Genomic DNA, 24556 nt, shown 5'->3' on the forward strand with positions numbered 1-24556 from the left:
AGCACGCGACCAACAGCATCGACGACGACGGCGGCCCCGACCCGGGGCCGCCGTCGAGGCGTGGAAGGCGTCGCTCGGTCAGCCGTCGGCGACCGTCAAGCGGGTACGGGCGCGCTGGATCGAGGCGCGCAGCACCGGGTCGTCACCGGCGGCCTGACGGCCCTCGAGCTCGCGCAGTGCGGTCTCGGCCCGTGCGGCGTCGATCGAACTGGCGGGCTCGGCGACGTCGGCGAGGACGATCAGGCCGTCCCGCCCGACGTAGAGCAGCCCGTGGTGGACCGCGATGGTCTCCCACGTGCCGTCCTCGAGCTTGACGCGGACCGGGGCGATGTCGAGCTCGATCAGTGCCGGCTGGTGGCCCGGCAGGATGCCGATCTCGCCCTCGACGGAGCGGGCGTAGAGCTCGACCGCGTCGGCGGAGAGCACGTGGCGCTCCGCCGACACGACCTCGACGTGCATGGTGGTGGCCATCAGGCGCCCAGTTCCTTGGCCTTGCGCAGGACGTCGTCGACGCCGCCGGAGTACAGGAAGGCCTGCTCCGGCACGTCGTCGAGCTCACCCTCGATCAGGGCCTTGAAGCCCTGGATGGTGTCCTGCACCGGCACGTAGACGCCGGGGTTGCCGGTGAACTGCTCGGCGACGTAGAAGTTCTGCGAGAAGAACCGCTGCGCCTTGCGGGCCCGGGACACGACGACCTTGTCCTCCTCGGACAACTCGTCGATACCCAGGATGGCGATGATGTCCTGCAGGTCCTTGTAGCGCTGCAGGACCTCCTGGGTGCCGGTCGCCACGCGGTAGTGCTCCTCGCCGACGATGGCCGGGTCGAGGATGCGCGAGGTGGAGTCGAGCGGGTCGACGGCCGGGTAGATGCCCAGCGAGGCGATGTCGCGCGAGAGCACCGTCTGCGCGTCGAGGTGGGCGAAGGTGGTGTGCGGCGCCGGGTCGGTGATGTCGTCGGCGGGCACGTACACGGCCTGCAGCGAGGTGATCGAACGACCCTTGGTCGAGGTGATCCGCTCCTGCAGCTGGCCCATCTCGTTGGACAGCGTCGGCTGGTAGCCCACGGCGGAGGGCATGCGGCCGAGCAGTGTCGACACCTCGGAGCCGGCCTGGACGAACCGGAACACGTTGTCGACGAACAGCAGCACGTCCTGGTGCATCTCGTCGCGGAAGTACTCGGCCATGGTCAGCGCGGACAGCGCGACGCGCAGACGCACGCCCGGCGGCTCGTCCATCTGCCCGAAGACGAGCGCCGCCTTGTCGAGGACGCCCGACTCCCGCATCTCGAGCATGAGGTCGTTGCCCTCGCGGGTGCGCTCCCCCACCCCGGCGAACACCGACACACCACCGTGCTGCTGGGCGACCCGGTTGATCATCTCCTGGATGACGACCGTCTTGCCCACGCCGGCGCCGCCGAACATGCCGATCTTGCCGCCCTGGACGTAGGGCTCGATCAGGTCGATGACCTTGATGCCCGTCTCGAACATCGTCGCCTGCGACTCGAGTTCGTCGAACGGCGGCGGGTCGCGGTGGATCGGCCAGCGGGTGTCGGCCTGGATCGAGTCGACCGGGGCGTCGAGCGGCTCGCCGAGCACGTTGTAGATGTGCCCGAGGATGCCGGTGCCGACCGGGACCGAGATCGGCGCACCGGTGTCCGCCACCGACGACCCACGGGCGACGCCGTCGGTCGGCTGCATGCACACCGCACGCACGCGCCGGTCACCGATGTGCTGGGCGACCTCGGCGGTCAGCGTGCGGGTCTCCCCCTGGTAGGTGCGCTCGAAGGTCAGCGCGTTGTAGATCTCGGGCAGCTCACCGGGCGGGAACTCCACGTCCACGACCGGCCCGATGACCCGCACGATGCGGCCTTCGTTGACCCCGACGGTCTGGGTCGCCATCTCTTCGCTCCTTGTTGGGTGACCGGCGCGGCTGCTGCCGGGCCACCGAAACTTCGATCGGTACGCGGGTTGGTCAGCTGGCCTGGCCCAGGGCCTCGGCACCACCGACGATCTCGGAGATCTCGGTGGTGATCTGGTCCTGGCGGGCCTGGTTCATGACCCGGGAGAGCTTGCCGGCGACCTCTTCGGCGTTGTCGGTCGCGGACTTCATCGCGCGCTGGCGCGCGGCGTGCTCGGACGCGGACGACTCCAGCAGGCTGTGGAACACCTTGGCGTCCACGTAGCGCGGGATCAGCGCGTCGAGCAGCTCCGCCGGGCTCGGCTCGAACATGATCTCGGGGGCGATCTGTTCGCCGCCCTCGAACTCCTCGGTCTTGACCGGCAACAGCTCCATGCGGACCGGCTGCTGGGTCATCGAGGACTTGAAGTCGGTGTAGACCACCCAGACGCGGTCGACCTCGCCGGTCGCGTACCGGTTCATCAGCCCCTCGGCGATGCCGGCGGCGGCGTCGAGGCGGGGTTCGTCGGAGACGCCCTCCCACGACGCGGCCGCCCGGCGGCCGCGGTAGCTGAAGTAGCCGATGCCCTTCTTGCCCACGACGTAGAGCTCGACCGTGTTGCCGGCGGCCTCTTCCTGGCGGATGGTCCGTTCGGCGGCCTTGATGACGTTGGCGTTGTAGGCGCCGGCGAGCCCCCGGTCGGAGGTGTTGACCAGCACCGCGACGCGTCCCACCGGGTTCTCGGGCGCACGCAGCAACGGGTGGTTGCGGACCTCGTTGGCGAGCGCGAGCCCCTTGATGACCTCGGTGATCTGCTCGGCGTAGGGACGTGCCTCCTGCACGCGCCGCTGCGCCTTGAGGATCCGCGACGCGGCGATCATCTCCATGGCACGCGTGATCTTCTGCGTGCTCTTGACGGAGCGGATGCGCCGTCGCAGCTGGCGGATCTGGCCGCTACCTGCCACTGGGGTCTCCTGGTGGGTCGAGGGACGGGTCGGACCGCGGGAGGGTCCGACCCGTGCCGTCGTCAGCTGGCAGCGCTCGAGCCGCCCGCGGGCACGCTGTCCTCGGTGACCGCCTCGCTGGTGGACGCCATGGCGTCCCACCCGTCGTTGCGCTCCTCCTCGGGTGCCTGCTCGGTGGCCGTGAACGTCGACTTGTAGGTGTCGATCGCGTCCGACAGTTGCGCCTTGAGGTCGTCGTTGAGCTTCGAGGTCCGCAGGGTGCCGAGCAGCTCGCCGTGGCGCGACTGCAGGAACTCGTGCAGCCCGGACTCGAACCGGCGGACGTCGCCGACCGGGATGTCGTCGAGCTTGGCGTTGGTGACCGCGAAGATCGACGCGACCTGGAGCTCGACGGGCAGCGGCTGGTACTGCGGCTGCTTGAGGATCTCGACGACCCGCTGACCACGGGCGATCTGCTGCTGCGAGGCCTTGTCCAGGTCGGAGCCGAACTGGGCGAACGCCTCGAGCTCCCGGAACTGCGCCAGCTCGAGCCGCACGGTGCCGGACACGGCCTTCATCGCCGGCCGCTGCGCCGAGCCACCCACCCGCGAGACCGAGACACCGGCGTTCATCGCCGGGCGCTGGCCCTGGAAGAACAGGTCGGTCTCCAGGAAGATCTGCCCGTCGGTGATGGAGATCACGTTGGTCGGGATGTAGGCCGAGACGTCGTTGGCCTTGGTCTCGACGATCGGCAGGGCGGTCATCGACCCGCCGCCGAGCTCGTCGGACAGCTTCGCCGCACGCTCGAGCAGCCGGCTGTGGAGGTAGAAGACGTCACCCGGGTAGGCCTCACGGCCCGGCGGACGGCGCAGCAGCAGCGACAGCTGACGGTAGGCGTCGGCCTGCTTGGACAGGTCGTCGTAGATGATCAGCGAGTGCTCGCCCCGGTACATCCAGTTGGCACCGATGGCGGCGCCGGCGTAGGGGGCGATGTACTGGAACGGCGCCGGCGAGGAGGCCGGAGCGGTGACGACGGTGGTGTACTCCATCGCGCCGTAGCGCTCGAGGGTCGCGACGACCTCGGCGACGGTGGAGTTCTTCTGCCCGATGGCGACGTAGATGCACTTGACCGCGTCGGGGGTGCCCCACAGCTGCTTCTGGTTGATGATGGTGTCGAGCGCGATCGCCGTCTTGCCGGTCTGACGGTCGCCGATGATCAGCTCGCGCTGACCGCGGCCGATCGGCGTCATGACGTCGATGACCTTGATGCCGGTCTGCATCGGCTGGCCGACCGGCTGGCGGTCGACGACGCCGGGCGCCTGCACCTCGAGCGGACGCTGACCGTCGAGGCGGGTCTCGTCGAGCGGGCCCTTGCCGTCCAGCGGGCGGCCCAGCGGGTCGATGACCCGGCCCAGCATCGCGTCACCGACGGGGATGGACAGCACCCGCTCGGTGCGCCGGACCGACATGCCCTCCTCGATGCGCGAGGCATCGGCGAAGACGGCCGCGCCGATCTCGTGCTCGTCGAGGTTCATGGCCATGCCGAACACGCCCCCGCCGAAGTCGAGGAGCTCGTTGGCCAGGGTCCCGGGCAGGCCCGAGATGCGGGCGATGCCGTCGCCCGTCTCGAGCACCCGGCCGACCTGCTCGGTGGTCAGGCCCGGCTCGTAGCCCTCCAGCATCGACTGAATCGCGGAGGTGATGTCCTCCGTGCGGATCGTGAGGTCAGCCATGTGTTGATCCTTGCGTGTCTCGGCCCGCGATCGGGGCCGTCGGGGGCGCGTGTCAGCGCCCGACGCGGGTGCGCAGGTCCTGCAGACGGCGGGCGACCGACCCGTCGATCACGGTGTCACCGATCTTGGCCCGCACGCCACCGACGACCGTCGGGTCGACGTGGACCTGCACGTCCAGCCGCTTGCCGGTGGCCCGCTCGAGCGCCTCGACCAGCGCACGCTGGCGGGTCGCGTCGAGCGGCGCGGCGACGTAGACCTCGGCCAGCTCGCGCGAGCGGAGCTCGGCCGAGCGGGTCGCGACGGCCTCGGCGATCTCGCCCAGCTCGGAGGCGCGCTCGGCGGCGATGATCATCGCCAGCGCACTGCGGGTCGCCGGGTGCGCGGCGCGCAGCACGTCGGACTCGACGAACTTCAGCCGCTGCCCGAGAGGCAGGTTGATGTCGATGAGCCGCTGCCGCAGGTCCTCGCTGCCCTCCACCGCCGCGGCGATGGTGCGCAGCTCGGTGCCGACGGCGTCGAGGGCGTCCTCGCCCTCGGCGAGGGCGACGACGGCCTGCGCGTAGGCGCCCGTCCGTTGGGTCGTCATGGGCCGGTCCTCGTTGGTCCGGTGAGCGTCGGCTGCGCCCGTCGCCTGGCGACCGTGGAGCCGGTCGGTTCGGCGTTGCGGGCGGCCCGGCCGGGTGGTCCGGTCCGGGCGCGACGACGTCGGGTCAGTTCTGGCTGGCGAGTCGCTGGATGTAGTCGTCCACCAGCGACTGGTGGGTCGTGGGGTCGAGTTCGCGCTCGACGATGCGCGAGGCGAGCTCGACGGAGATGGCGCCGACCTGCATGCGCAGTTCCTGCAGGGCGCGGTCGCGTTCGGCGTTGATGTCGGCCTGCGCCCGCGAGACGATCGCGGCGGCCTCGGTCTCCGCCTTCGCGACGATGTCGCGGCGCAGGGACTCGGCCGTGGCCTTGGCGTCCTCGATGATGGCGTTGGCCTCACCGCGGGCGTCGGCGATCTGGGCGTCGAAGTTGCGCCGGGCCTCTTCGGCCTCGACCAGCTTCGCGTCCGCGTCCTCCATCTTGCCCTGGATGGCGGCCGACCGCTCCTCGAGCACCTGGTTGGCCTTCGGGAAGACGAACTTCATCATCCCGAGCATGAGCAGGGCGAAGGCGACGAAACCCCAGATCAGCTCCGGTGCGGCCGGAACCAGCAGCTGGGCCCCCGAGGCGTCCTCTGCGGCGACGGCGAGCAGCGTGATCACGTTGACTCCTGACGGTGGCGTGCGACGTTCAGATGATGAACGCGAGGACGAAGCCCAGCAGCGCGAGGACCTCGACGACGCCGATGCCGATGAACATCGTGGTCCGGACCATGCCGGCCGCCTCGGGCTGACGCGCCATGGACTCGATCGCCTTGCCGATCAGGATGCCGAGGCCGATGCCGGGACCGAGGGTCGCGAGACCGAAGACGAGCCCGTTACCGAGGTTCTCCATCGTGTTGCTTCTCCTTGCCGAACCCGTTGGGGGCGCGGCGTCGTGGAACGAGTGGTTGTGGGGCGTGGGACGCCGCCGGGATCAGTGCGATTCCAGCGACGAGCTGATGTACACCGCGGTGAGCAGCGTGAAGATGTAGGCCTGGAGGCCGATGATGAACAGCTCGAAGGCGAACACCAGCGGCGAGATCCCCAGCGCCAGGATGCCGACCGGCAGGCCGGGTCGCGGGTAGAGGAACACGTGGACGGTCACCAGCGTGATCACCACGAGGATGTGGCCGGCGACCATGTTGGCGAACAACCGGATGGCCAGCGCGAAGGGGCGCAGGATCAGGTTCGACACGAACTCGATGATCGCGAGCAGCGGCAGGATCGCCAGCGGCGTGCCCGGCGGGACCGACACTTCCTTGAGGTAGCCGAAGAACCCGTGGTTCTTGATCCCGACGCCGACGTAGACCGCCCACGCGGTGAGGGCCAGGAAGCCGGTCACCGCCATGCGCGAGGTCGGCGGGAGCATGATGCCGGGCGTGATCTTCATCAGGTTCATCGCGAAGATGAAGATGAAGAACGTCGTCAGCAGCGGCACGAACCGCACGCCCTTGGGACCGATGATGTCCAGCGCGATGTTGCGGACGAAGTCGATGACCAGCTCGCAGGCGGACTGCAGCTTGCCCGGCACGACCTTGGAGTCGCGGAACGCCGCCGCGAAGAGCGCGAAGACCAACGCCGTGGCCAGCCACATGATCAACACGGTGCGGTTGATCGAGAAGACGCCCAGGTCGAAGATGGCGGGCATGTCGAACAGGGCGTTGATGTCATCCAGCGCCCCGTCGAAGTTGCCTCCGTACTCAACCTCGACAGCGAGGAACGGTGTCACAGCGTCAGCTCCGGGTAGCGGCCGAGACCGTCGGCAGGCGACGGGCATCGGGGTCGACGTTGAACAACTGCGGGGAACGCGTGAGCCACACGAACTCGGCCACCATCGTCACGGCCAGCGCGATCGCGACCGCGACCGCCAGCGCCTCGGCGTGGAACCAGGTGGCGCCGGAGGCGGCGTCGAGGATGACGAGGTAGGCCGCGAGGCGGATCCCCAGGCCTCCGACGAGGAGACCGAGACTGGCGTCCGAGGGTCGCGACACGATCCAGACCAGCAGCAGGACCGACAGCCCGAACAGCACGGCCGCCAGCGCGACGCCCACGACGGCCGACCAGGCGGCCGGCGCGCCGGCCGTCAGGCCCCCGACGAGTGCCGCGCTCGCGGCGAGGACCGCCAGCAACCGCCAGGTCCGAACCGCCAGGCGCCAGGCGCTGGCGCGCGTGGGGTCAGCGACCATGGTCGTCCCGTCCTGCCGCCTCGCGGGCGTCCATGCGCTGGGCACGCAACCACACGAGGTACAGGCCGGCCGCGAAGCCGGCGAGCGCACCGATGGCGAACAACCAGGGCGTGGTCCCCAGCGCACGATCGATCAGCCAGCCGAGGCCGGCGAGCACCAGGATGCCCGACAGCAACTCGGTGCCCATGCTCCAGCCCTGGTCGAGGGCGACCATCGACTCACCCAGGTCCCGGCGCACGGAGGTGCGACGGCCTTCGGGCGCAGACGAGGAGAGCAGGGACATCAGCCGGGGACCGATCGGTGGGATGCGCCACGACGGGAACGACACGCGTCACGGCTCGGGCGCACACCAAGGGGTGGGCGCGATCGGGCCGGACGATAGCAGCGGACGAGAAGGGGCGCCAAAGCACGAGCAGGCGACGTGCGGCAGTCCCCGTCCGTGCGCTACAGGGCGCGACGTGGCGTGCGTCGGCCGGCACCGGATGTCGCTCAGGCGGTGGTCCGTCGACGTGGCGGGGCCGGCGGCGCGCCGTCGTCGCGCGTCCCGGGGCGGGTCCCCGCCTCCGGTGCGGTGTCCTCGCCACGGGCCTGGGTCCCCAGTGCCGTCAGCGCCAGCCCGACGCCGGCGGCGACGAGCAGCCACGGCAGCAGACGCACCATGGGCACGAACGTGGGGCCGACCGAGCCGAACGCCAGCAGCGCCGACCAGTAGTACAGCACCAGCACCGCCCGCCGGTGCGAGTGCCCGAACGCGATCAGCAGGTGGTGCAGGTGGCCGCGGTCCCCGGTCGCCAGCGGCCGGCGTTGCAGCGCCCGGCGCACGACCGCGAACGCCGAGTCGAGGAACGGGATCGCGAGCACCAGCACCGGCACGAGCAGCGGGATCGAGCCGTAGAAGTCGGTGTTGGACGGCGAGGTGGAGCGTGCGGTGTAGGACACCCCGGCCGCGCCGAGCAGCAGACCGAGCAGCATCGCGCCGGTGTCGCCCATGAAGATCCGTGCCGGGTGCCAGTTGTGCACCAGGAAGCCGGCCCCGATGCCGGCCACCACGGCCGCGATCAGCGTGGCCGAGGACGGGACCAGGGTCTCGCGGATCCCGCTGCCCTCGGTCGCCACGCTGAAGGCGAAGAACGCCAGCGCGGCGATCACGCAGACGCCGGCGGCGAGCCCGTCGAGCCCGTCGATGAGGTTGACCGCGTTGATCATCGCCACCAGCGCGAGGATCGTCACCACCAGCCCCAGGTCGCTGGACAGCGCGACGATCTCCACACCCGGCACCCACACGTAGACCAGCTGCATGCCGAACAGCACCACACCGAGCGCGGCCACGATCTGCCCGGCCAGCTTCACCGTCGGCGGCAGGCCGACGAGGTCGTCGGCGACACCGACCAGCACGATCACCAGCGCTCCGACCAGCAGGGCCACCGGCTCGGAGGTCGAGGCGAACAGCGGTGCGAACGGGCCGCCGAGCGCCCAGGCGACCGCGAGGGCGGCCAGCACCCCGGCCAGCATCGCCAGGCCCCCGAGGGTGGGCACTGCGCGCGTGTGGACCCGACGCCCGTCGCCGGGATGGTCCAGTGCCCCCAGCCGGCGTGCCAGCCGGACCACCACCGGGGTGATCCCGGCGGTGACGACGAACGCCGTGAGCGCCACCACCAGGTGGTGGAGCAGGGGGCTGTCCACGCTCAGGCCGAGGTCGGGGGCACCGGCCCGGCCTGCGGGTAGGCCGGGAAGGCGGTGACGAGTTCGCCCACCTCGGCCCGCACGGCGCCGAGTTCGGACTCCGCGCCCGTCAACGCCCGGTCGATCAGTTCGGCGACCCGGGCCATCTCGGCGGTGCCCATCCCCTGGGTGGCCACACACGACGCACCGGCCCGGATGCCCGAGGCCACCGCGGGCGGGTGGGTGTCGAACGGGATCGCGTTCTTGTTGAGCACGATCCCCGCCGCGTCGCAGCGCGCCTCCGCCTCCGCCCCGGTCAACCCGCGCGGCGTGACGTCGGCGAGGAACAGGTGCGTGTCGGTGCCTCCGGAGGTGACCCGGTAGCCACGCTCGACCAGCCCCGCCGCCAGGGCGCGGGCGTCGTCGAGGATGCGCTGGCCGTACTCCTTGAAGCCCGGGTCCATGGCCTCCTTGAGGGCCACGGCCTTGGCGGCGATCACGTGCTCCAGCGGTCCGCCCTGCGTGCCGGGGAAGACCGCCTTGTCGATCTTCCTGGCCCACTGCTCGTTGGTCAGGATGATCGCCCCGCGCGGGCCACGCAGCGTCTTGTGGGTGGTGAAGGTCACGATGTCGCAGTAGGGCACCGGGCTCGGGTGCACGCCGGCGGCGACCAGGCCGATGAAGTGGGCGGCGTCGCACATCAGCACGGCGTCGACCTCGTCGGCGATCGAGCGGAACGCCTCGAAGTCGAGCTGACGCGGGTAGGCCGACCAACCGGCGATGATCAGCTTCGGACGGTGTTCGCGCGCGAGCCGGCGCACCTCGTCCATGTCGATGCGGTGGTCGTCCTCGCGCACCCCGTAGGACACGACGTCGAACCACTTGCCGGAGAAGTTGATCGGCATGCCGTGGGTGAGGTGGCCACCGTGCGGCAACGACATCGCCAGCACCTTGTCGCCCGGGGCGACCGTGGCGAAGTAGGCGGCGATGTTGGCACTCGCGCCGGAGTGCGGCTGCACGTTGGCGTGCGCCGCCCCGAACACCTGCTTGGCCCGGTCGATGGCGAGCTGCTCGAGCGGGTCGACCGCTTCCTCGCAGCCGCCGTAGTAACGCTTGCCCGGATAGCCCTCGGCGTACTTGTTCGTCAGCACCGACGCCTGCGCCGCCATCACCGCCGGCGAGGCGAAGTTCTCGCTCGCGATCAGCTGCAGCTTGCTGCGCTGCCGGTCGAGCTCGGTGATCAGCCCGTCGGCGACCTGGGGGTCCAGGGCTCGCAGCTGGTCGAAGTCCGGACCCCAGAAGGTGGTCAACGCAATCGCTCCACGTTCGACGGATGGGTGCAGGGCGCGCGGGACGGCGCCGGGAGGGCGCGACCAATCTACCCGCGGGGACTGCCCGCGGACAGTCCGGCGCCGACGCCCCGGGGACCGGTCGCGACCGTGGGGCGTGCCCGCCTCACACCGGCCGTGCGTCGTCGAGCGGGTCCTCGCCGTCCTCGTCGGGCACCGCCGCGACGTCGCTCGCACCGGTCGACGCCGGTCCGACGGCGTCCTCGTCGGGCGGCGGCATCGTGGCCGCGAACGGGTCGAGCTCCCCGCGGGCGACGGCCAGCACCTCGTCGGCGTCGAGCAGGCCGGCGCGCAGGACCGCCGGTTCCCGACGGGTGAGGTCCACGATCGTGGAAGCCGCCGCTGCGGGGCGCGGCCCGTCGTCGAGGTAGACCTCGACCGCCTCCCCCAACGCCTCGCGCGCCGCGGCCGCGGTGGCCGGTGCCGTCTCCCCGCAGCGCGACGCCGCGGTCATCGCGACCGGCCCGACCGCCCGCACCACGGCGAGGGCGACGTCGTCGAGGGGCATGCGGACCGCCACGGTGCCCTCGTTGCGACCGAGGTCCCAGCGCAGGTTCGGCTCGGCGAACAGCACGATGGTCAGGGCGCCGGGCCAGTAGGCGGCCACCAGCCGCTCGGCCGCCTCGGGCACGACCGTGGTCAGGCCGGCCAATTGCTTGGGCGAGCGCACCAGCACCGGCAGCGGTGTCCGGCGCGGCTGGTCGCGCGTGCCGAAGATCCGGGCGGTGCCCCGGGTGTTGAAGGCGTCGGCCGCCACCCCGTAGGCGGTGTCGGTCGGCAGGACGGCGAGCTGACCGGCCCGCAGGGCCTCCGTGGCGCGCAGCACGGCGTCCTCGCGGCCGTCGCCGGTGACGTCGAGCAGTTCGCCGGTCACGGCCTCGGTCTCCTTCGGGCGGACGGGGTGGACAGCCGAACGCTACTGGGCCCGGCCACGGCGCTGCGACGCACCGGCCTGCTTGAGCGGCCGCCACCACGACTCGTTGGCGCGGTACCAGGCGATCGTGCGCTCGAGCGCCTCGTCGAGGCTGGTGGCGGGCTCCCAGCCCAGGGCCCGGACCTTGCTGCTGTCGATGCTGTAGCGGCGGTCGTGCCCGGGTCGGTCGGCGACGAACTCGACGTGGTCCTCCCCCAGCCCGAAGTGGTCGAGCAGGCGGTAGGTCAGCTCCTTGTTGGAGCGCTCGTTGTCGGCACCGACGTTGTAGACCTCGCCGGGCGCGCCCTGGGTGAGCACCAGCCACTGGGCGGCGGCGTTGTCGAGCACGTAGGTCCAGTCACGCACGTTGCCGCCGTCGCCGTACAACGGCACGGTGCCGCCGTCGATGAGGTTGGTCACGAACAACGGGATCAGCTTCTCCGGGTAGTGGTACGGGCCGAAGTTGTTCGCCGTGCGGGTGATCGTGATCGGGTGGTCGTAGGTGGTCGCGTAGGACTGGGCGAGCAGGTCCGCCGACGCCTTGGACACCGAGTAGGGGCTGTTGGGGTGCAGCGGGTCGGACTCGACGAACGAGCCGGTGTCGATCGAGCCGTAGACCTCGTCGGTCGAGATGTGCAGCGTGCGTTCGATCCCGTGACGGCGCGCCGCCTCGAACACCACGCCGGCACCGAGCACGTTGGTGCGCAGGAACGCCGAGGGCCCGTCGATGGAACGGTCGACGTGGCTCTCGGCCGCGAAGTGCACCACCGCGTCGACGTCACGCATCGCCGCGTCCATGGCCTCGGCGTCGCACACGTCGGCCCGGACGAAGGCGTAGCGCGGGTCGTCCTCGACGTCGCGCAGGGAGGCCAGGTTGCCCGCATAGGTGAGCGCGTCGAGGTTGGTGACGCGCACGTCGTCGGTCGTCGACAGCACGTGGCGGACGAAGTTGCTGCCGATGAACCCGGCACCGCCGGTGACGAGCACGTGCATTCAGGAGCCTCCCTCGATCTCGACCTGGCTGTGGTCGCCGAGCAGGAACCGGTGCGCCGCCGGTCGACGCCGCGTGCGGGTGAGCTCGACGTTGCGGCCCAGCAGCGACCCCTCGAGGCGGGAGATGCCCCGCACCAGGCAGTCCTCGAGCACCACGGAGAAGTCGACCTCGCTCGACTCGATGCAGGTGCGTGCGCCGATGGAGGTGAACGGGCCGACGAAGCTGTCCACGATCCGGCAGCCGGCGCCGATGACCGCCGGCCCCCGCACCGTCGAGCGCACGATCGAGGCACCGGCCTCGACCATCACCTCACCGACCACCTCCGAGTCCGCGTCGACCTCGCCGGCGACCGACCGGCCGATCGACCCGAGCACGATCCGGTTGGCGTCGAGCAGTTCGTCCTTCTTGCCGGTGTCGAGCCACCACCCCTCGAGCAGCGACGAGCGCACGCGTGCGCCGTCGTCGAGCAGCCGCTGGATCGCGTCGGTGATCTCGAGCTCACCACGCGCCGAGGGTTCGATGCGGCGGGCGGCGTCGAGGATCTTGGACGTGAACAGGTAGATGCCGACCAGGGCGAGGTCGGAGCGCGGCTCGGCGGGCTTCTCGACCAACCGGGCGATGTCCCCCGACGGCGTGAGCTCGGCGACGCCGAAGCGTTCCGGGTCGGGCACCTGCTTGAGCAGCAGTTGCGCGTCGGGGCGCTCGCGCCGGAAGGTCTCGACCGCGTCGGCGATACCGCCCTCGACGAGGTTGTCGCCGAGGAACATCACGAAGTCGTCGTCGCCGAGGAAGTCGGCCGCGGTCAGCAGCGCGTGCGCGAGCCCGAGCGGCGCCTGTTGCGGGAGGTAGGTCGGGGTGATCCCGAGCGCGGTGCCGTCACCGACGGCCGCCTCGATCTCCGCCCGGGTGTCCCCGACGATGATGCCGACGTCGGTGATGCCGGCGTCGCGGATCTGCTCGAGCCCGTAGAACAGGATCGGCTTGTTGGCCACCGGGACCAACTGCTTGGCACTGGTGTGGGTCAGCGGACGCAGCCGGGTACCGGCGCCGCCCGCGAGGACGAGGGCCTTCATCGCACGGACTCCTGTTCGTCACCCGCATGCCCGACCACGTGCGCGCCTGCACCGGTCCGGTCGCGGCGTCGCGGCGTCGCGGACGCGAAGGCGGGATGGTCGGGGAACCGCTCACGCAGGGTCGGGTTGGCCCGGTCGGCCTCGGAGACCTGTGGACGCGCGACCGGCCACGCCACGGCCAGGTCCGGATCGTCCCAGGCGACGGCGCGCTTGTCCGCACCCGGGTACCACTCCTCGGTCACGTCGTAGAGGTAGTCGACGTCGTCGTCACCGTGGGTGCAGTAGGAGTTGGCCAGTCCGGCGGCGACGAACAGCCGGATCCGCTCCACGCCGTCACCGAGTTCGAACGTGCGGACCTGGCCGAACGTGGGGCTCTCGGGCCGGATGTCGGCGATGGCGGCCATCGCCCGGCCACGCACGACCTGGACGAGCTTGTCCCACGGCTCGGCGTGGAAGCCGCGCAGCACGCCGGGGGCCGAGCGGGCGTGGTTGCCCTGTCGGAACGCGACCGGACGACCGAGCGCCTCCTCGAGCTCGCTGCGTTGGTAGGTCTGCCGGAAGAACCCGCGACCGTCCTCGTGCACGGGCCAGGAGACGACGAGCAGACCCTCGATGTCGGTGCGCCGGACGGTCACGGGCAGGCCTGTCGTGTGGGGGCGGGCAGGGAGGCGACGGTGTCGGCCGGCGCAGCGAGCTCCCCCATCTCGGCGAGCAGGCGGGTCAGGCCGTCGCGCCAGTGGGGCAGCGCCAGCAGCCCGCTCGCCTCGGCGTGCAGGTTGTCCAGCACCGAGAAGCCGGGGCGCGGCGCCGGCCGGTCGAGCTCGTCGCTGCCCATCCGCTGCAGGTCGACCTCGATGCCGGCCAGTTCGAAGGTCACCGCGGCGAGGTCGTACCAGGAACACCGCCCCGCGTTGGTGCGGTGGTAGGTCCCGTACCGGCCGCTGACCGCCAGCTCACGGATGGCAGCGGCGAGGTCGCGGGTGCAGGTCGGCGAGCCGACCTGGTCGTCGACGACGCGCACCACCTCGCGTTCCCGGCCCAGGCGCAACATCGTGCGCACGAAGTTGGCACCGCGGGCACCACACACCCAGGCCGTGCGCACGAGGTAGTGCTCGGGCAACGTCTCGCGCACGAGCTGTTCCCCCGCGGCCTTGCTGCGGCCGTAGGCGTTGATCGGGCACACCGGGTCGAACTCGGCCAGGCCACGACCGTCGACGCCGTCGGGCGCGGTGCCGTCGAAGACGTAGTCGGTCGAGACGCTCACCAGCGCGGCACCCGCCGCCCGACAGGCCCGGGCCAGCCACCACGGCCCGAGCGCGTTGACCCGGTGGGCGCGGGCCGGGTCCGCCTCGCAACCGTCCACGTCGGTCCAGGCGGCGGCGTTGACCACCAGGTCCGGCGCATGGTCTCGGACCGCGGCCCACACGGCCGGCTCGTCGGCGACGTCGAGGTCGGCGGCGCTCAGGCCGACCGCGTCCTCGAAGACGTCGAGCAGGTCGAGACCGAGTTGTCCCCCGGCCCCGGTGACGACGACGCGCACCTCGCTCCTCGTGTCGTGGCAGCCACCCACGCTAGCCGCGCGTGGGGTGTCCCGACGTCGGGGGCCGTTCCTGACGGCGCCGGGCGACGACCGCCCGCTCGGCGCCGGTGAGGTCGTGGACCAGTGCCACGTCGGTCAGTCCGACCGCGGAGGCCGCCGTGCGGGCGTCGGCGCCGCGCCGGTCGTCGATCTCGAGCACCACCAGGCCCCCGGGCCGCAGCCAGTCGACGGCGAGGGCGAGCAGGCGGTCGACGACCTCGTGGCCGTCCACACCACCGACCAGTGCCCGGTCGGGGTCGTGGTCACCCACCTCGGGCTCCCAGCTGCCGCGGTCGGCGGCCGGCAGGTACGGCGGGTTGGACACCAGCACGTCCAGGCGCCCCCGCAGCTTGGGTGCCAAGGGTTCGAGCAGGTCGCCGGGCAGGACCTCCACCTGGTCGGCGACGAGCGGCGGGCCGGCGTCGCCGGCCAGCACGCGCCCGAGGTTGTCGCGAGCCAGGTCCACCGCCGCCGCGTCGAGGTCGGTGGCCACCACCCGCGCACCGGGTACCTCCACGGCCACGGACAGGGCGATCGCGCCGGTACCGGTGCACGGCTCGGCCACGATGGGCGCGTCCAGCCCACGGGCCTCGTCGATCGCCACGCCGGCCACGATCTCGGTCTCCGGTCGCGGCACGAACACGCCGGGGGCGACCAGCAGTTCGAGCTCACGGAACCAGCTGCGGCCGAGCACCAGCTGCAGCGGCTCGCGTGCGGCCCGGCGCGCCACCAGTCCGTCGAGCAGCGCCGCACCGCACCCGGTGCAGGATCCGGCCACCTCGACCACGTGCTCGACCAGCCAACGCGCGTCGACGGCGGGGGTGGGCACGCCGGCAGCGGTGAGACGGGCGGCGACCGCCTCGACGGTCGCGCGGTCCACCGGCGTCATGCCGGGTGTCCGTCGCCGTCCTCGAGCGCGGCGAGCCGGTGCTCGCGCTCGGTCTGACGCAGCGCCGCGACGACCGCGTCGAGCTCCCCACCGAGCACGTCGGCGAGGTTGTGCACGGTCAGCCCGATGCGGTGGTCGGTGATCCGCGACTGCGGAAAGTTGTAGGTGCGGATCTTCTCGGAGCGGTCCCCGGTGCCGATCTGCCCGGCCCGATCGTCGGCGCGGGCCCGGGCCTGGCGCTCCTGCTCGGCCTGCAGCAGCCGTGAACGCAGGATGCGCATGGCCTTGTCGCGGTTCTGGTGCTGGGACTTCTCGTCCTGGCACGCGACCACCAGCCCGGTCGGCACGTGCGTGATGCGCACCGCCGAGTCGGTGGTGTTCACGCTCTGCCCGCCCGGGCCCGACGAGCGGTAGACGTCGATGCGCAGGTCGTTGGTGTTGACCTCGACGTCGACCTCCTCGGCGGCGGGCAGCACGGCCACCGACGCGGTCGAGGTGTGGATGCGCCCCTGCGACTCGGTGGCCGGCACCCGCTGGACGCGGTGCACCCCCGACTCGTGCTTGAGGTGGGCGTAGGCGTCCCCGCCGGCGATCTCGAGGATCGCCTCCTTGACCCCGCCGATCCCGGAGGCCGACGCCGACAGCACGTTGGTGCGCCACCCCTGGCGCTGGGCGTAGCGCAGGTACATGTCGCGCAGCTCGGCGGCGAACAGGCCGGCCTCGTCACCACCGGCGGCAGCCCGGATCTCGACGATGACGTCCTTGTCGTCGTGGGGGTCCTTCGGGACCAGCAGCAGCCGGAGGCGGTCCTCGAGCTCACCCCGCCGCTGGGTGAGCTCGTCGAGCTCGGCCTTGACCATGGCCTTGTCGTCACCCTCGGACTCGGCGAGCATCTCCAGCGCGGCGTCGACGTCCCCACCGGTGTCGCGCCAGGCACGGTAGGCCGCGACGACCTCGGCGAGCTCCGCGTGCTGCTTGGCCGCCACGGTGTAGCGCTGACCGTCCGACACCACGTCGGGGTCGGCGAGTTGTGCCTCGAGGTCGCGGAAGCGCGCCTCGAGCTGGTCGAGTTTGTCGAACACGTCGATCAGCCCTCGTCGAACGGCGCATCGGCCGGGTCGGTCCCACGGTCGGGGGTCACCGCCGGGGCGCCGTCGACGCGCACGTCGGCGTCGGACAGCGTCACCGGCAGGCCGTCGCGGGCGAGCACGACGGGGCTGTCCAGCGTGTGGGGGACCCGGCCCTCGCGCAACTCGGCCGGCACGACCGCTTCGAACGAGCGGATGGCGACCTCGATCTGGTCGCGGGTCGGCGGCTTGGTCGTGATCCGCTGCAGCCACAGGCCGGGCTGCATCAACGCCCGCACGAGCGGGTGCTCGCCCTTGGCGGCGCCGAGCCGCAAGCCCTCGTAGGCCAGCCCCGCGACCACCGGCAGCAGCACCACCCGCAGCGCGACGTGGTAGAGGATGCTGACCAGCAGGCCCGCACCCTCGGGCGGCGGCACCAGCACCCCGGCCAGCGTGTAGATCACCACGGCGAGCAGCATCACCATGATCAGGAAGTTCGTGCCGCAGCGCACGTGCAGGGTGGAGTAGCGGTCGACCGTCTCCGGCTCGAGCGTCTCCCCGTGCTCCCAGGCGGCGATGGTCTTGTGCTCGGCGCCGTGGTACTGGAACACCCGTCGGATGTCGGCGAGCAGCGAGATCGACCACAGGTAGCCGAGGAAGATCACGATGCGAACGAACGACTCGACGAGGTGGAACCACACACCGTCGCCGAGGTGGCCGCCGACGAGCGCGTCGACCGCCTTGGTCCCGGCCGAGGGCAGGAAGATGAAGATGCCGACGAACAGCAGCAGGGCGACCAGCAGCGACGCCCCGATCGCGCCGCCGCCGAGCTCCTCCTCGCCGTCCTCGTCGTCGAAGGCCTGCGTCGCCGAGATGCCGAGCGCCCGCATGCCCACCGCCAGCGAGTCCGCCAGCGCGTAACAACCGCGCACCAGCGGCTTGCCCAGGATCGGGCGTCGCTGCGGCAGGTCGGACACGGCGTGGCACTCGAGCCAGATGTCCCCGGCCGGCCGGCGCACCGCCACGGCCCAGCGGTCGGCGCCGCGCATCATGACGCCCTCGATGACCGCCTGACCGCCGTAGTAGTGCGGCGCCGCCGCGAGCGGCTCGGGCCGGAGCGGGGAGACGTCGGAGCTCACACGGGTTCCTGGCGGGACGGAGGGCGGCGCGGTCGGCGGACCGGTGCCCGCGACGGGCACGGTACCGGTCGGCCCACCGCGACAACCCGCGGACGGTCGCTCGAAGACCGCCCCGCGTGCCTCAGACCCCGTGGCGCAGGGCACGACCGGTGACGGCGTCGAACAGGTGCACGGCGCGCGCCGGCGCACCCAGGGTCAGGGAATCACCGACGCGCGGCCCCGGGGTCGCCAGCACCGCCACGACCTCGCCGGCCGGGGTGTCGAGACGCACCTCGACGGCCGCGCCGACGAACGCCGCCGTGCGCACCGTCCCGGCGAGCTGGCAGGCGTCGGTCGCCCGCCAGGGCGCGAGTGCCGTCGGACGCACGCCGACCAGCAGCGTTCCCGACGGCCGCCACCCTGGCCGGCTCGGCACGACCGCGACCCGGGACGCGCCCGGATCGACCCGCTCGCCCAGCACACCCGGCAGCAGGTTCATCGGGGGCTCACCGACGAAGCGGGCCACGAAGGTGTCCGCCGGCCGGTCGAACAGCGCCTGGAGACGGTCCACCTGCCGCAGCCGTCCCCCGTCGAGCACCGCGACCCGGTCGGCGACCACCCCGGCGGTGCGCTGGTCGTGGGTCGCGATCACGGTCGTGACCCCGTACCCCTGCTGCACCGCGACCAGCTCGTGCGCCAGCTCGTCACGGCGGTGCACGTCGAGTCGGGAGAACGGCTCGTCGAGGAGCAGGACCCGTCCGCGCCGGACCAGCGAACGCGCGAGGGTCACCGTGCTGTGCTCGCCCGCGGCCAGCTGGCGGGGTCGGCGCCGGAACAGGTGGGTGATGCCGAACGCGCGACCCTCGGCGCGGGTGCGGTCCGCGACCTCCTCGGCCGGACGCCGCCGCACGCGCAGCGGGAACCCGAGGTTGCGTTCGACGTCGAGGTGGTCGAGCAGCGGCGCGTCCTCGGCGACGAACACCACGTCACGCTCGCCCGGCGACGCCGAGGTGACGTCGACGCCTCCGAGCAGCACCGCGCCCGAGCTCGGCGGCTCGAGTCCGGCGACGACCCGCAGCAGGGTCGACTTGCCGGCCCCCGACGGGCCGAGCAGGGCGAGCCGTTCTCCGGCCGCCACCGTGAGGTCCACGCCGTCGAGGACCGTCAGCCCCTGGCGTTGCAGGCGCAACCGTCGCAGTTCGAGCGTGTCCATGTCCCCAGCTTCGCCGCTGCCGGGGGGGCGCGCCAGCCGGCGTCACCGACGTCCGCGGCGACGGCGCCCCGGCCGACGACCGCGACACCGGAGACCGCGTCGTCAGCGTGAGCGGTCCTCGACCGGATGGCGCCAGCGGAAGGCCACGTAGCTGTCGAGCGTCGCGTCGATCCCCTCGCGGTAGGTGGGATACCGCGGGGTGATGCCGAGCTGCGGCCACAGCGCATCCGGAGCCACCGGCATCGAGAAGTTCCAACTGCGCACGGCGTCGACCGTCTGCAGGGTCGGCTGGCGCCGGAGCGCGACCGCCGGCGCGAGCAGCGTCGTTCCGACGCGGGCCAGCGACTCCGGGACACGGACCACCCGCAGGTCGGGCATGCGCGCCTGCAGGTGACCGAGCACCTCGTCCCAGCCGGCCGGCTGGGCGTCACCGATGGCGCTCGCACCCTGCCAGCGCTGCTCGCTGGCACGGATCAGCGCCCGTGCCGCGTCCGTGACGTGCAGGTGCGCGTACGGCCGTGAGGTGCGGCCAGGGACGAGCAGCACCCGCCGGTGCACCCGGCCGAACAGCTGGTCGGTGGGTCCGTAGACGTGCGGGAGCCGGACACTGCCGACCGCCAACCCGGTTCGCGCCCCGAAGGCGGCCAGCTTGCGCTCCACGAACCACTTCGTGCGGCCGTAGTCGGTCACCGGATCCGGCGGCGTGTCCGCGGTGATCGGCTCGTCGGTCGGTGCGTGCACCAACAGCGACGAGGCGAACAGCAGGTGCTCCACGCCGGCGTCCGCCGCCGCCTCGGCCAGGTGCCGGGTCCCGTGCACGAAGGAGTCGACCAGCTTGCGGGCCGGCTCGAACACCGCCCGACCGGCGAGATGGATGATGCGGTCACAACCCGCCACCGCCCGCGCGAGGGTCTCCGGCGCCCGCAGGTCGGCATGGACGATGTCCGCGTCCAGACCGTGCAGCAGCGGCCCACGGGCGCGCCGCCGCACCACGAGTCGCGGCCGTTCGCCGGCGGCGGCCAACTGGCGGGCCACCTCGTGGCCGATGAAACCGGTCGCACCCGTCACCAACGTCGTCATGTTCCCGTTCCTTCACCTCGTCCGGCCCGACCGCCTCATGACGGCGTCCACCGCGCATGGACGACGGTCCGCCGCCTGACAGGAATCCGGAGCGCCCCACCCCCGTCGGATGGACGCCCGGCCCGGCCGCGACCGTGCCGGTCGCTGGACGAGCTCGTCTCCACGCACGAGAACGCCGTCGGCGACTCGCCGACGGCGTTCTCGAACGGGTGCATCAGAAGGCCTGCCCTGCGCCTTCTCCAGGCTTCAGCCCTGCGCCTTCTCCAGGCTTCAGCCCTGCGCCTTCTCCAGGCGACGCTTGAACCGGTCGACGCGGCCACCGGTGTCGACCAGCTTCTGCTTGCCGGTGTAGAACGGGTGGCACTGGTTGCACAGCTCGACGCTGATCTTGTCGACGGTGGCGCGGGTCTCGAACGAGTTGCCGCACGAACACGTGACGGTCGCGACCGAGTAGTCGGGGTGGATGCCCTGCTTCATGGGTTCCTCCGTGCGGCACGGGTACCGCGGGAGTGGACGGCGTGGGGGGTGGTCGACTCGTGTGGGGGCGCGCGAAGACGCGTGCTGGTCTCGCGAGTCGGGACGCTGCTGGAGTCCCGCGTGCGAGGTCGGCCCGCTCACACGACAGCGCGCCCGAGGCGCGCACCTGGTCAGGTTAGCAGTCGGGGGCACCACCCCGCCAGGGGTTCGAGCCGACGTGCGACCCAACGACCGGCACCGGTCCGACATTCCCCGCGGCGATGCGCGCCACACCGGCGGGCACGTCGCGCTTGCGCCGCGACGTCGTGGTCGTGCGGCGCTGCCTGCGTCCCCGTGGCGCATTCCCTGTCCGAACGGGGCCGGGAACGGTAGCCTTACGGAACCTGACTTCCCCTTTCTCCGGCGCGGACGCGCCGACGACGAGGAGACACGGAACCTTCATGAGCCAGTCGTTCACGCCGCCCCCGCCGCCGGGCGCCGCTCTGCCGCACGCGCCGATCGCCCAGCAGTCCGTCGACGTCCGCGCCGACTTCATGCGCGGGGTCTACACCAACCTGGTGCTCGGCATCGTCGCCTTCATCGGCATCTCGTTCGTGCTGCTCAGCGACGTGTTGTTCGCGACGCCGCCGGCCGCCGTCATCTACGAACTCGTCGTCGGCACGAACTGGCTGCTGATCCTGGGCGGTTTCATGCTGGTGTCCTGGCTCGCCAGTCGCCTGAGCGTCAGCGCCCGGACGCCCGGACAGCAGTGGGCCGGGTACGGCCTGTTGGTGCTGGCCAACGCGCTGCTGTTCGCGACGCCGCTCTACATCGCCACCCAGCGGCCGGAGCTGCAGGGCACCGTCGGCACCGCCGCACTGCTCTCCGTGCTGGCGTTCGGTGGACTGTCACTGGTCGCCGTGCGCAGCTCGAAGGACTTCAGCTTCCTCGGCACGCTGCTCAAGTGGGGCGGCATCCTCGCGCTCGTCGCCATCGTGGCCGGTGTGCTGACCGGTTCGGGCCTCGGCACGCTGTTCGTGGTCGCCATGATCGGCTTCGCCGGCGGCGCGATCCTGTACGACACGCAGAAGATCTACCGGTCGTTCCCCCCCGGGACCGAGGTGATCGCCGCGATGCACCTGTTCAGCTCCATCGCGCTGCTGTTCTGGTATGTCCTGCAGTTGCTGATGCGCCGCTGAGACCGCACCACCTTCGTCGACGGGCACCGGGCGACCGGTGCCCGTCGTCGCGTTCCGGCACCTCGCCGGGTCCAGGCGGGCCTCGGCCACACCGGGCGCACGTCGCGCCGAACCGGCCCCGGTGCGGAGGGACGAGGTGCTAGACAGCGCGGAGCGTCGACGTTCGGCGGGGACGGCCACGGCGGCGCACGAGACGGCCACGCGACCGCGTGGACCGGCGGGGGTCGCGCCACCCGTGGGGGCCGACGACGACGAGGGAGCACGCGATGACCGAGATGGACGGCAACGGGCTCTCCCGACGTGACGTGCTGCAACGCGCCGCCGGACTGGGACTGTCGCTGAGTGTCGCCACACCGCTGGTGCAGGGGCTCGGCCGGATCCCCGCCTTCGCGACCGCCAGCGACGTCGCCGCCCCGCCGCAACCGCTGCCGCCGGTGTACCGCGCCCCGTCCGCCGTGCAGGTCGCCTTCCGTGACCCCTCACCGCGACGGGTCGTCTATGCGCTCCGCCACCACGGCGGTGCGTGGCAGGACCTCGGCCGCAGCGACGACTGCCTGGGCCTGAACGAGACCATCGGGCGGACCGGAGGGCTGCGCCTGTACGGCCAGCGCTTCGACGGCACGATCAGCCCGCTCGGCGTCGACGACGGCCTGCGCTTCACCCCACCCGCGGGACTCGAGATCCTGCACGTGGCGCTCGAGGACGCCGCCGTCAGCGGCGGCCCCGCCGCTGCCTGCTCCGCGCCCGTCGTCGCCGAGGCCGACGGCACCTACCTGCTGCGGGTGCCGGTGCCGACCCCGTAGCCCGGTCGGTGTCCCAGCGGCGGCCCCGACGCTCGCCGTCGGTCGTCCTCACCGAGACGACCGACGGTGTGCTGGTGCTCGACACACGCACCAGCGAGCTGCTGCTGCTGCGTCGCGATGCCGGCCTGCTGCTCGCGCAACTCGACGGCGCCGCCACGCTCGACGAGCTCGTCGAGGACGCGGCCGACGGTTCCGACGCCGACGCGGTTCGCGCCTGGCTCCTCGCGACGCTCGACGGTCTGCGCGACGCCGGCCTGCTGGCCGGGGACCCGTGACCGCGGGGAAGGCGACCGGGGGCGGGGCGACCGGCGAGCCGCGTATCGGACCGTTCCTGGCCGTCGCCCACGCGTTCACGGTCGTCACCGACGAACCGTCCCTGACGCGCCACCTCGACACCGTGCTCGCGCCGCTGGCCACGGCGAGCACCACGGTGCCCACGTCGCACTACCGACTGGCGGTGCGTGCCCGACCCGCGACGTTGCACGCCGACGATCGGCTGTTGATCCGCGCCGACGAGCCGTCCCGTCCACTCGCCCACCTCCTGCACGCCGTCAACGAGGCGGCGCGCCGGTCGACGAGCGCCTGCGTCCTGCACGCGGCCGTCGCCGACCGCGGCGACGGCGCGGTGGTGTTCGCCGCCGCGTCCGAGTCGGGGAAGAGCACGCTGGTCCGCGCGCTGGTCGACGCGGGGTGGGGCTACCTCAGCGACGAGTACGCGATCGTCCACGACGACCTGACCGTGCAGCCCTATGCGCGTCCGATCTCGCTCGATCCAGGATCGTGGCAGCTGTTCGCGCAGCACCGGCCGGATCCGCCGCCGGCCGTGACCGCACTGCTGCCCGACCAGTGGCAGTTGCCCGTCCCCGACCCGGTGCGCGAGCGCCGTCCCGTCCGTGCCGTCGTGCTCCCCCGCCACGTACCGGGTGCGGCGTCCCGACTCGTGCCGGTGGCCCCGCTCGACGCGGTCCGGCTGCTGCTCGGATGCTCGTTCAGCCGGCAGGAGCAGCCAGGTCGCGATCTGGCACTGCTCTCCCGCCTCGCGCACACCGTTGCCGTCGCCCGCCTGCAGGTGGACGGGCTCACGAGCGCCGTCGACGTCCTGCGAAACGTCGGACGTGCACGCTCACCCGGGCATCAGCAGAGGTAGTGCGCTTCGCGCTTCGCCTCCCCGGCGAGGTTGGCGGCCTCGACGTCACCCTGTGCCCGCGCGAGCACCTCGACCGCCTTGGCGAGGGCGTGCACCGCACTCGCCAGCTCCCGCAGGCCGTCCGTGGGCTGTTCGGCTCCCATGAGGCTTCCTCTCCCGACCGGTACCTGCCGTGAACGCGTCGAGCCCCGCTGTCAGCCAGCGGGGCTCGTCTCGATCTCGTCGTCCTCGCAGGTCGATGACCTGCCCGAACATCCGGATCGCTCGCGCGTCGGTCGAATGCCTAGATGGCTTCGACCTCGGTCGCCTGCGGGCCCTTCTGGCCCTGACCGACGTTGAAGCTGACGCGCTGTCCGTCGTCCAGGGACTTGTATCCCTGGGACTGGATCGCGGAGAAGTGGACGAACAGGTCATCGCCGCCGTCGCTCGGGCTGATGAACCCGAAGCCCTTGTCGGCGTTGAACCACTTGACGGTGCCTTCTGGCATGTACCAGTTCCAATCTGCACGCGCACCGAACCGGATGTTCGACGAGATGCGGAACCTGAGGCCCCGTTCGGACGCGACGTCGACCACCGTAGCGTGCCCTCGACCCGTGCGCTGATCGATCGGACGCGCCGCACCGGTGGG

At 72.0% G+C, this 24556-nt stretch carries 29 protein-coding genes; 4 read left to right on the plus strand and 25 right to left on the minus strand.

Annotated elements, in window-relative coordinates; genetic code table 11:
• Positions 1 to 78 precede the first annotated feature (78 nt).
• The 23 genes from atpC to rpmE all read right to left on the minus strand — a co-directional run bounded on the left by atpC (position 79) and on the right by rpmE (position 20800).
• A complete protein-coding gene (gene atpC, locus ELR47_RS16085; protein ID WP_130650803.1) occupies positions 79 to 471 on the minus strand; it encodes an ATP synthase F1 subunit epsilon in 393 nt (130 codons plus the stop codon).
• Entirely contained in the window at positions 471 to 1898 is a 1428-nt protein-coding gene (gene atpD, locus ELR47_RS16090; protein WP_130650804.1) for a F0F1 ATP synthase subunit beta, read from the minus strand. The genes atpC and atpD overlap by 1 nt, the downstream gene beginning before the upstream one ends.
• Positions 1899 to 1971: 73 nt before the next feature.
• The gene (locus tag ELR47_RS16095) at positions 1972 to 2862 is read right to left on the minus strand and encodes a F0F1 ATP synthase subunit gamma (RefSeq protein ID WP_130650805.1); all 891 of its coding nucleotides are present in this window, start codon (positions 2860 to 2862) and stop codon (positions 1972 to 1974) included.
• Between the two features lie 62 nt (positions 2863 to 2924).
• Entirely contained in the window at positions 2925 to 4574 is a 1650-nt protein-coding gene (atpA, locus tag ELR47_RS16100; RefSeq protein WP_130650806.1) for a F0F1 ATP synthase subunit alpha, read from the minus strand.
• Between the two features lie 52 nt (positions 4575 to 4626).
• On the minus strand, positions 4627 to 5160 hold the full coding sequence (atpH, locus tag ELR47_RS16105) for an ATP synthase F1 subunit delta (RefSeq protein ID WP_130650807.1): 534 nt from the start codon (positions 5158 to 5160) through the stop codon (positions 4627 to 4629).
• Between the two features lie 124 nt (positions 5161 to 5284).
• Complete coding sequence (atpF, locus tag ELR47_RS16110; RefSeq protein ID WP_130650808.1) at positions 5285 to 5821, minus strand: F0F1 ATP synthase subunit B; 537 nt, start codon at positions 5819 to 5821, stop codon at positions 5285 to 5287.
• Between the two features lie 28 nt (positions 5822 to 5849).
• Positions 5850 to 6053 carry an ATP synthase F0 subunit C gene (gene atpE, locus ELR47_RS16115; protein ID WP_130650809.1) on the minus strand — a complete coding sequence of 68 codons (204 nt, stop codon included), beginning with the start codon at positions 6051 to 6053 and terminating at the stop codon, positions 5850 to 5852.
• Positions 6054 to 6134: 81 nt separating this feature from the next.
• On the minus strand, positions 6135 to 6929 hold the full coding sequence (gene atpB / locus ELR47_RS16120) for a F0F1 ATP synthase subunit A (RefSeq protein ID WP_165404140.1): 795 nt from the start codon (positions 6927 to 6929) through the stop codon (positions 6135 to 6137).
• Positions 6930 to 6933: 4 nt separating this feature from the next.
• Positions 6934 to 7386, minus strand: coding sequence for a hypothetical protein (locus tag ELR47_RS16125; protein ID WP_130650811.1), 453 nt, complete (start codon positions 7384 to 7386; stop codon positions 6934 to 6936).
• On the minus strand, positions 7376 to 7714 hold the full coding sequence (locus tag ELR47_RS16130) for an AtpZ/AtpI family protein (protein ID WP_130650812.1): 339 nt from the start codon (positions 7712 to 7714) through the stop codon (positions 7376 to 7378). Before ELR47_RS16130 ends, ELR47_RS16125 begins: the two co-directional genes overlap by 11 nt.
• A 161-nt stretch (positions 7715 to 7875) precedes the next feature.
• Positions 7876 to 9069: a glycosyltransferase family 4 protein gene (locus ELR47_RS16135; RefSeq protein ID WP_130650813.1), complete on the minus strand. Its 1194-nt coding sequence runs from the start codon at positions 9067 to 9069 to the stop codon at positions 7876 to 7878.
• Between the two features lie 2 nt (positions 9070 to 9071).
• A complete protein-coding gene (locus tag ELR47_RS16140) occupies positions 9072 to 10358 on the minus strand; it encodes a serine hydroxymethyltransferase (RefSeq protein ID WP_308420338.1) in 1287 nt (428 codons plus the stop codon).
• A gap of 145 nt (positions 10359 to 10503) precedes the next feature.
• Entirely contained in the window at positions 10504 to 11271 is a 768-nt protein-coding gene (locus ELR47_RS16145; protein WP_130650814.1) for an L-threonylcarbamoyladenylate synthase, read from the minus strand.
• A gap of 42 nt (positions 11272 to 11313) precedes the next feature.
• On the minus strand, positions 11314 to 12303 hold the full coding sequence (gene rfbB / locus ELR47_RS16150; RefSeq protein WP_130650815.1) for a dTDP-glucose 4,6-dehydratase: 990 nt from the start codon (positions 12301 to 12303) through the stop codon (positions 11314 to 11316).
• Positions 12304 to 13377: a glucose-1-phosphate thymidylyltransferase gene (locus ELR47_RS16155; protein ID WP_130650816.1), complete on the minus strand. Its 1074-nt coding sequence runs from the start codon at positions 13375 to 13377 to the stop codon at positions 12304 to 12306.
• Entirely contained in the window at positions 13374 to 14012 is a 639-nt protein-coding gene (locus tag ELR47_RS16160) for a dTDP-4-dehydrorhamnose 3,5-epimerase family protein (RefSeq protein ID WP_165404141.1), read from the minus strand. Before ELR47_RS16160 ends, ELR47_RS16155 begins: the two co-directional genes overlap by 4 nt.
• The gene (rfbD, locus tag ELR47_RS16165; RefSeq protein WP_130650818.1) at positions 14009 to 14917 is read right to left on the minus strand and encodes a dTDP-4-dehydrorhamnose reductase; all 909 of its coding nucleotides are present in this window, start codon (positions 14915 to 14917) and stop codon (positions 14009 to 14011) included. Before rfbD ends, ELR47_RS16160 begins: the two co-directional genes overlap by 4 nt.
• A gap of 31 nt (positions 14918 to 14948) precedes the next feature.
• On the minus strand, positions 14949 to 15845 hold the full coding sequence (locus ELR47_RS16170; protein ID WP_130650819.1) for a N5-glutamine methyltransferase family protein: 897 nt from the start codon (positions 15843 to 15845) through the stop codon (positions 14949 to 14951).
• Positions 15842 to 16927, minus strand: coding sequence for a peptide chain release factor 1 (gene prfA / locus ELR47_RS16175; RefSeq protein ID WP_130650820.1), 1086 nt, complete (start codon positions 16925 to 16927; stop codon positions 15842 to 15844). The genes ELR47_RS16170 and prfA overlap by 4 nt, the downstream gene beginning before the upstream one ends.
• A 5-nt stretch (positions 16928 to 16932) precedes the next feature.
• Complete coding sequence (locus ELR47_RS16180; RefSeq protein ID WP_130650821.1) at positions 16933 to 18051, minus strand: DUF1385 domain-containing protein; 1119 nt, start codon at positions 18049 to 18051, stop codon at positions 16933 to 16935.
• 121 nt (positions 18052 to 18172) lie between these two features.
• Positions 18173 to 19243, minus strand: a complete 1071-nt coding sequence (locus ELR47_RS16185; protein ID WP_130650822.1) for an ABC transporter ATP-binding protein — start codon at positions 19241 to 19243, stop codon at positions 18173 to 18175.
• Between the two features lie 102 nt (positions 19244 to 19345).
• Positions 19346 to 20323 carry an NAD-dependent epimerase/dehydratase family protein gene (locus ELR47_RS16190; protein WP_130650823.1) on the minus strand — a complete coding sequence of 326 codons (978 nt, stop codon included), beginning with the start codon at positions 20321 to 20323 and terminating at the stop codon, positions 19346 to 19348.
• A 270-nt stretch (positions 20324 to 20593) separates the two neighbouring features.
• Complete coding sequence (gene rpmE, locus ELR47_RS16195; RefSeq protein WP_130650824.1) at positions 20594 to 20800, minus strand: 50S ribosomal protein L31; 207 nt, start codon at positions 20798 to 20800, stop codon at positions 20594 to 20596.
• Positions 20801 to 21240: 440 nt separating this feature from the next.
• Between rpmE and ELR47_RS16200 the strand changes: the two genes are divergently transcribed.
• The 4 genes from ELR47_RS16200 to ELR47_RS16215 all read left to right on the plus strand — a co-directional run bounded on the left by ELR47_RS16200 (position 21241) and on the right by ELR47_RS16215 (position 23928).
• Positions 21241 to 21978 (plus strand): Bax inhibitor-1/YccA family protein, encoded by a 738-nt coding sequence (locus ELR47_RS16200; protein ID WP_165404142.1) that lies wholly within the window; start codon positions 21241 to 21243, stop codon positions 21976 to 21978.
• Between the two features lie 266 nt (positions 21979 to 22244).
• A complete protein-coding gene (locus tag ELR47_RS16205; RefSeq protein WP_130650826.1) occupies positions 22245 to 22781 on the plus strand; it encodes a hypothetical protein in 537 nt (178 codons plus the stop codon).
• 74 nt (positions 22782 to 22855) lie between these two features.
• On the plus strand, positions 22856 to 23056 hold the full coding sequence (locus ELR47_RS16210; RefSeq protein ID WP_130650827.1) for a PqqD family peptide modification chaperone: 201 nt from the start codon (positions 22856 to 22858) through the stop codon (positions 23054 to 23056).
• The gene (locus ELR47_RS16215) at positions 23053 to 23928 is read left to right on the plus strand and encodes a hypothetical protein (protein WP_130650828.1); all 876 of its coding nucleotides are present in this window, start codon (positions 23053 to 23055) and stop codon (positions 23926 to 23928) included. Before ELR47_RS16210 ends, ELR47_RS16215 begins: the two co-directional genes overlap by 4 nt.
• On the opposite strand, the gene ELR47_RS18520 is transcribed toward ELR47_RS16215, so the two are convergent.
• Positions 23916 to 24071: a hypothetical protein gene (locus ELR47_RS18520; protein WP_165404143.1), complete on the minus strand. Its 156-nt coding sequence runs from the start codon at positions 24069 to 24071 to the stop codon at positions 23916 to 23918. The genes ELR47_RS16215 and ELR47_RS18520 overlap by 13 nt on opposite strands.
• Before the next feature lie 140 nt (positions 24072 to 24211).
• Complete coding sequence (locus ELR47_RS16220) at positions 24212 to 24415, minus strand: cold-shock protein (RefSeq protein WP_130650829.1); 204 nt, start codon at positions 24413 to 24415, stop codon at positions 24212 to 24214.
• Positions 24416 to 24556: the final 141 nt, after the last annotated feature.

Source organism: Egicoccus halophilus, from assembly GCF_004300825.1.
In the GTDB taxonomy this organism is placed as follows: Bacteria; Actinomycetota; Nitriliruptoria; order Nitriliruptorales; family Nitriliruptoraceae; genus Egicoccus; species Egicoccus halophilus.

Bases quoted from the DNA above. Each gene is read 5' to 3' on its own strand.
- atpC (WP_130650803.1), bottom strand. From the start codon at position 471: ATGGCCACCACCATGCACGTCGAGGTCGTGTCGGCGGAGCGCCACGTG.
- atpD (WP_130650804.1), bottom strand. From the start codon at position 1,898: ATGGCGACCCAGACCGTCGGGGTCAACGAAGGCCGCATCGTGCGGGTC.
- atpA (WP_130650806.1), bottom strand. From the start codon at position 4,574: ATGGCTGACCTCACGATCCGCACGGAGGACATCACCTCCGCGATTCAG.
- atpH (WP_130650807.1), bottom strand. From the start codon at position 5,160: ATGACGACCCAACGGACGGGCGCCTACGCGCAGGCCGTCGTCGCCCTC.
- atpE (WP_130650809.1), bottom strand. From the start codon at position 6,053: ATGGAGAACCTCGGTAACGGGCTCGTCTTCGGTCTCGCGACCCTCGGT.
- ELR47_RS16125 (WP_130650811.1), bottom strand. From the start codon at position 7,386: ATGGTCGCTGACCCCACGCGCGCCAGCGCCTGGCGCCTGGCGGTTCGG.
- rfbB (WP_130650815.1), bottom strand. From the start codon at position 12,303: ATGCACGTGCTCGTCACCGGCGGTGCCGGGTTCATCGGCAGCAACTTC.
- ELR47_RS16155 (WP_130650816.1), bottom strand. From the start codon at position 13,377: ATGAAGGCCCTCGTCCTCGCGGGCGGCGCCGGTACCCGGCTGCGTCCG.
- ELR47_RS16170 (WP_130650819.1), bottom strand. From the start codon at position 15,845: ATGACGCCGGTGGACCGCGCGACCGTCGAGGCGGTCGCCGCCCGTCTC.
- ELR47_RS16185 (WP_130650822.1), bottom strand. From the start codon at position 19,243: ATGGACACGCTCGAACTGCGACGGTTGCGCCTGCAACGCCAGGGGCTG.
- ELR47_RS16190 (WP_130650823.1), bottom strand. From the start codon at position 20,323: ATGACGACGTTGGTGACGGGTGCGACCGGTTTCATCGGCCACGAGGTG.
- rpmE (WP_130650824.1), bottom strand. From the start codon at position 20,800: ATGAAGCAGGGCATCCACCCCGACTACTCGGTCGCGACCGTCACGTGT.
- ELR47_RS16200 (WP_165404142.1), top strand. From the start codon at position 21,241: ATGAGCCAGTCGTTCACGCCGCCCCCGCCGCCGGGCGCCGCTCTGCCG.
- ELR47_RS16205 (WP_130650826.1), top strand. From the start codon at position 22,245: ATGACCGAGATGGACGGCAACGGGCTCTCCCGACGTGACGTGCTGCAA.
- ELR47_RS18520 (WP_165404143.1), bottom strand. From the start codon at position 24,071: ATGGGAGCCGAACAGCCCACGGACGGCCTGCGGGAGCTGGCGAGTGCG.
- ELR47_RS16220 (WP_130650829.1), bottom strand. From the start codon at position 24,415: ATGCCAGAAGGCACCGTCAAGTGGTTCAACGCCGACAAGGGCTTCGGG.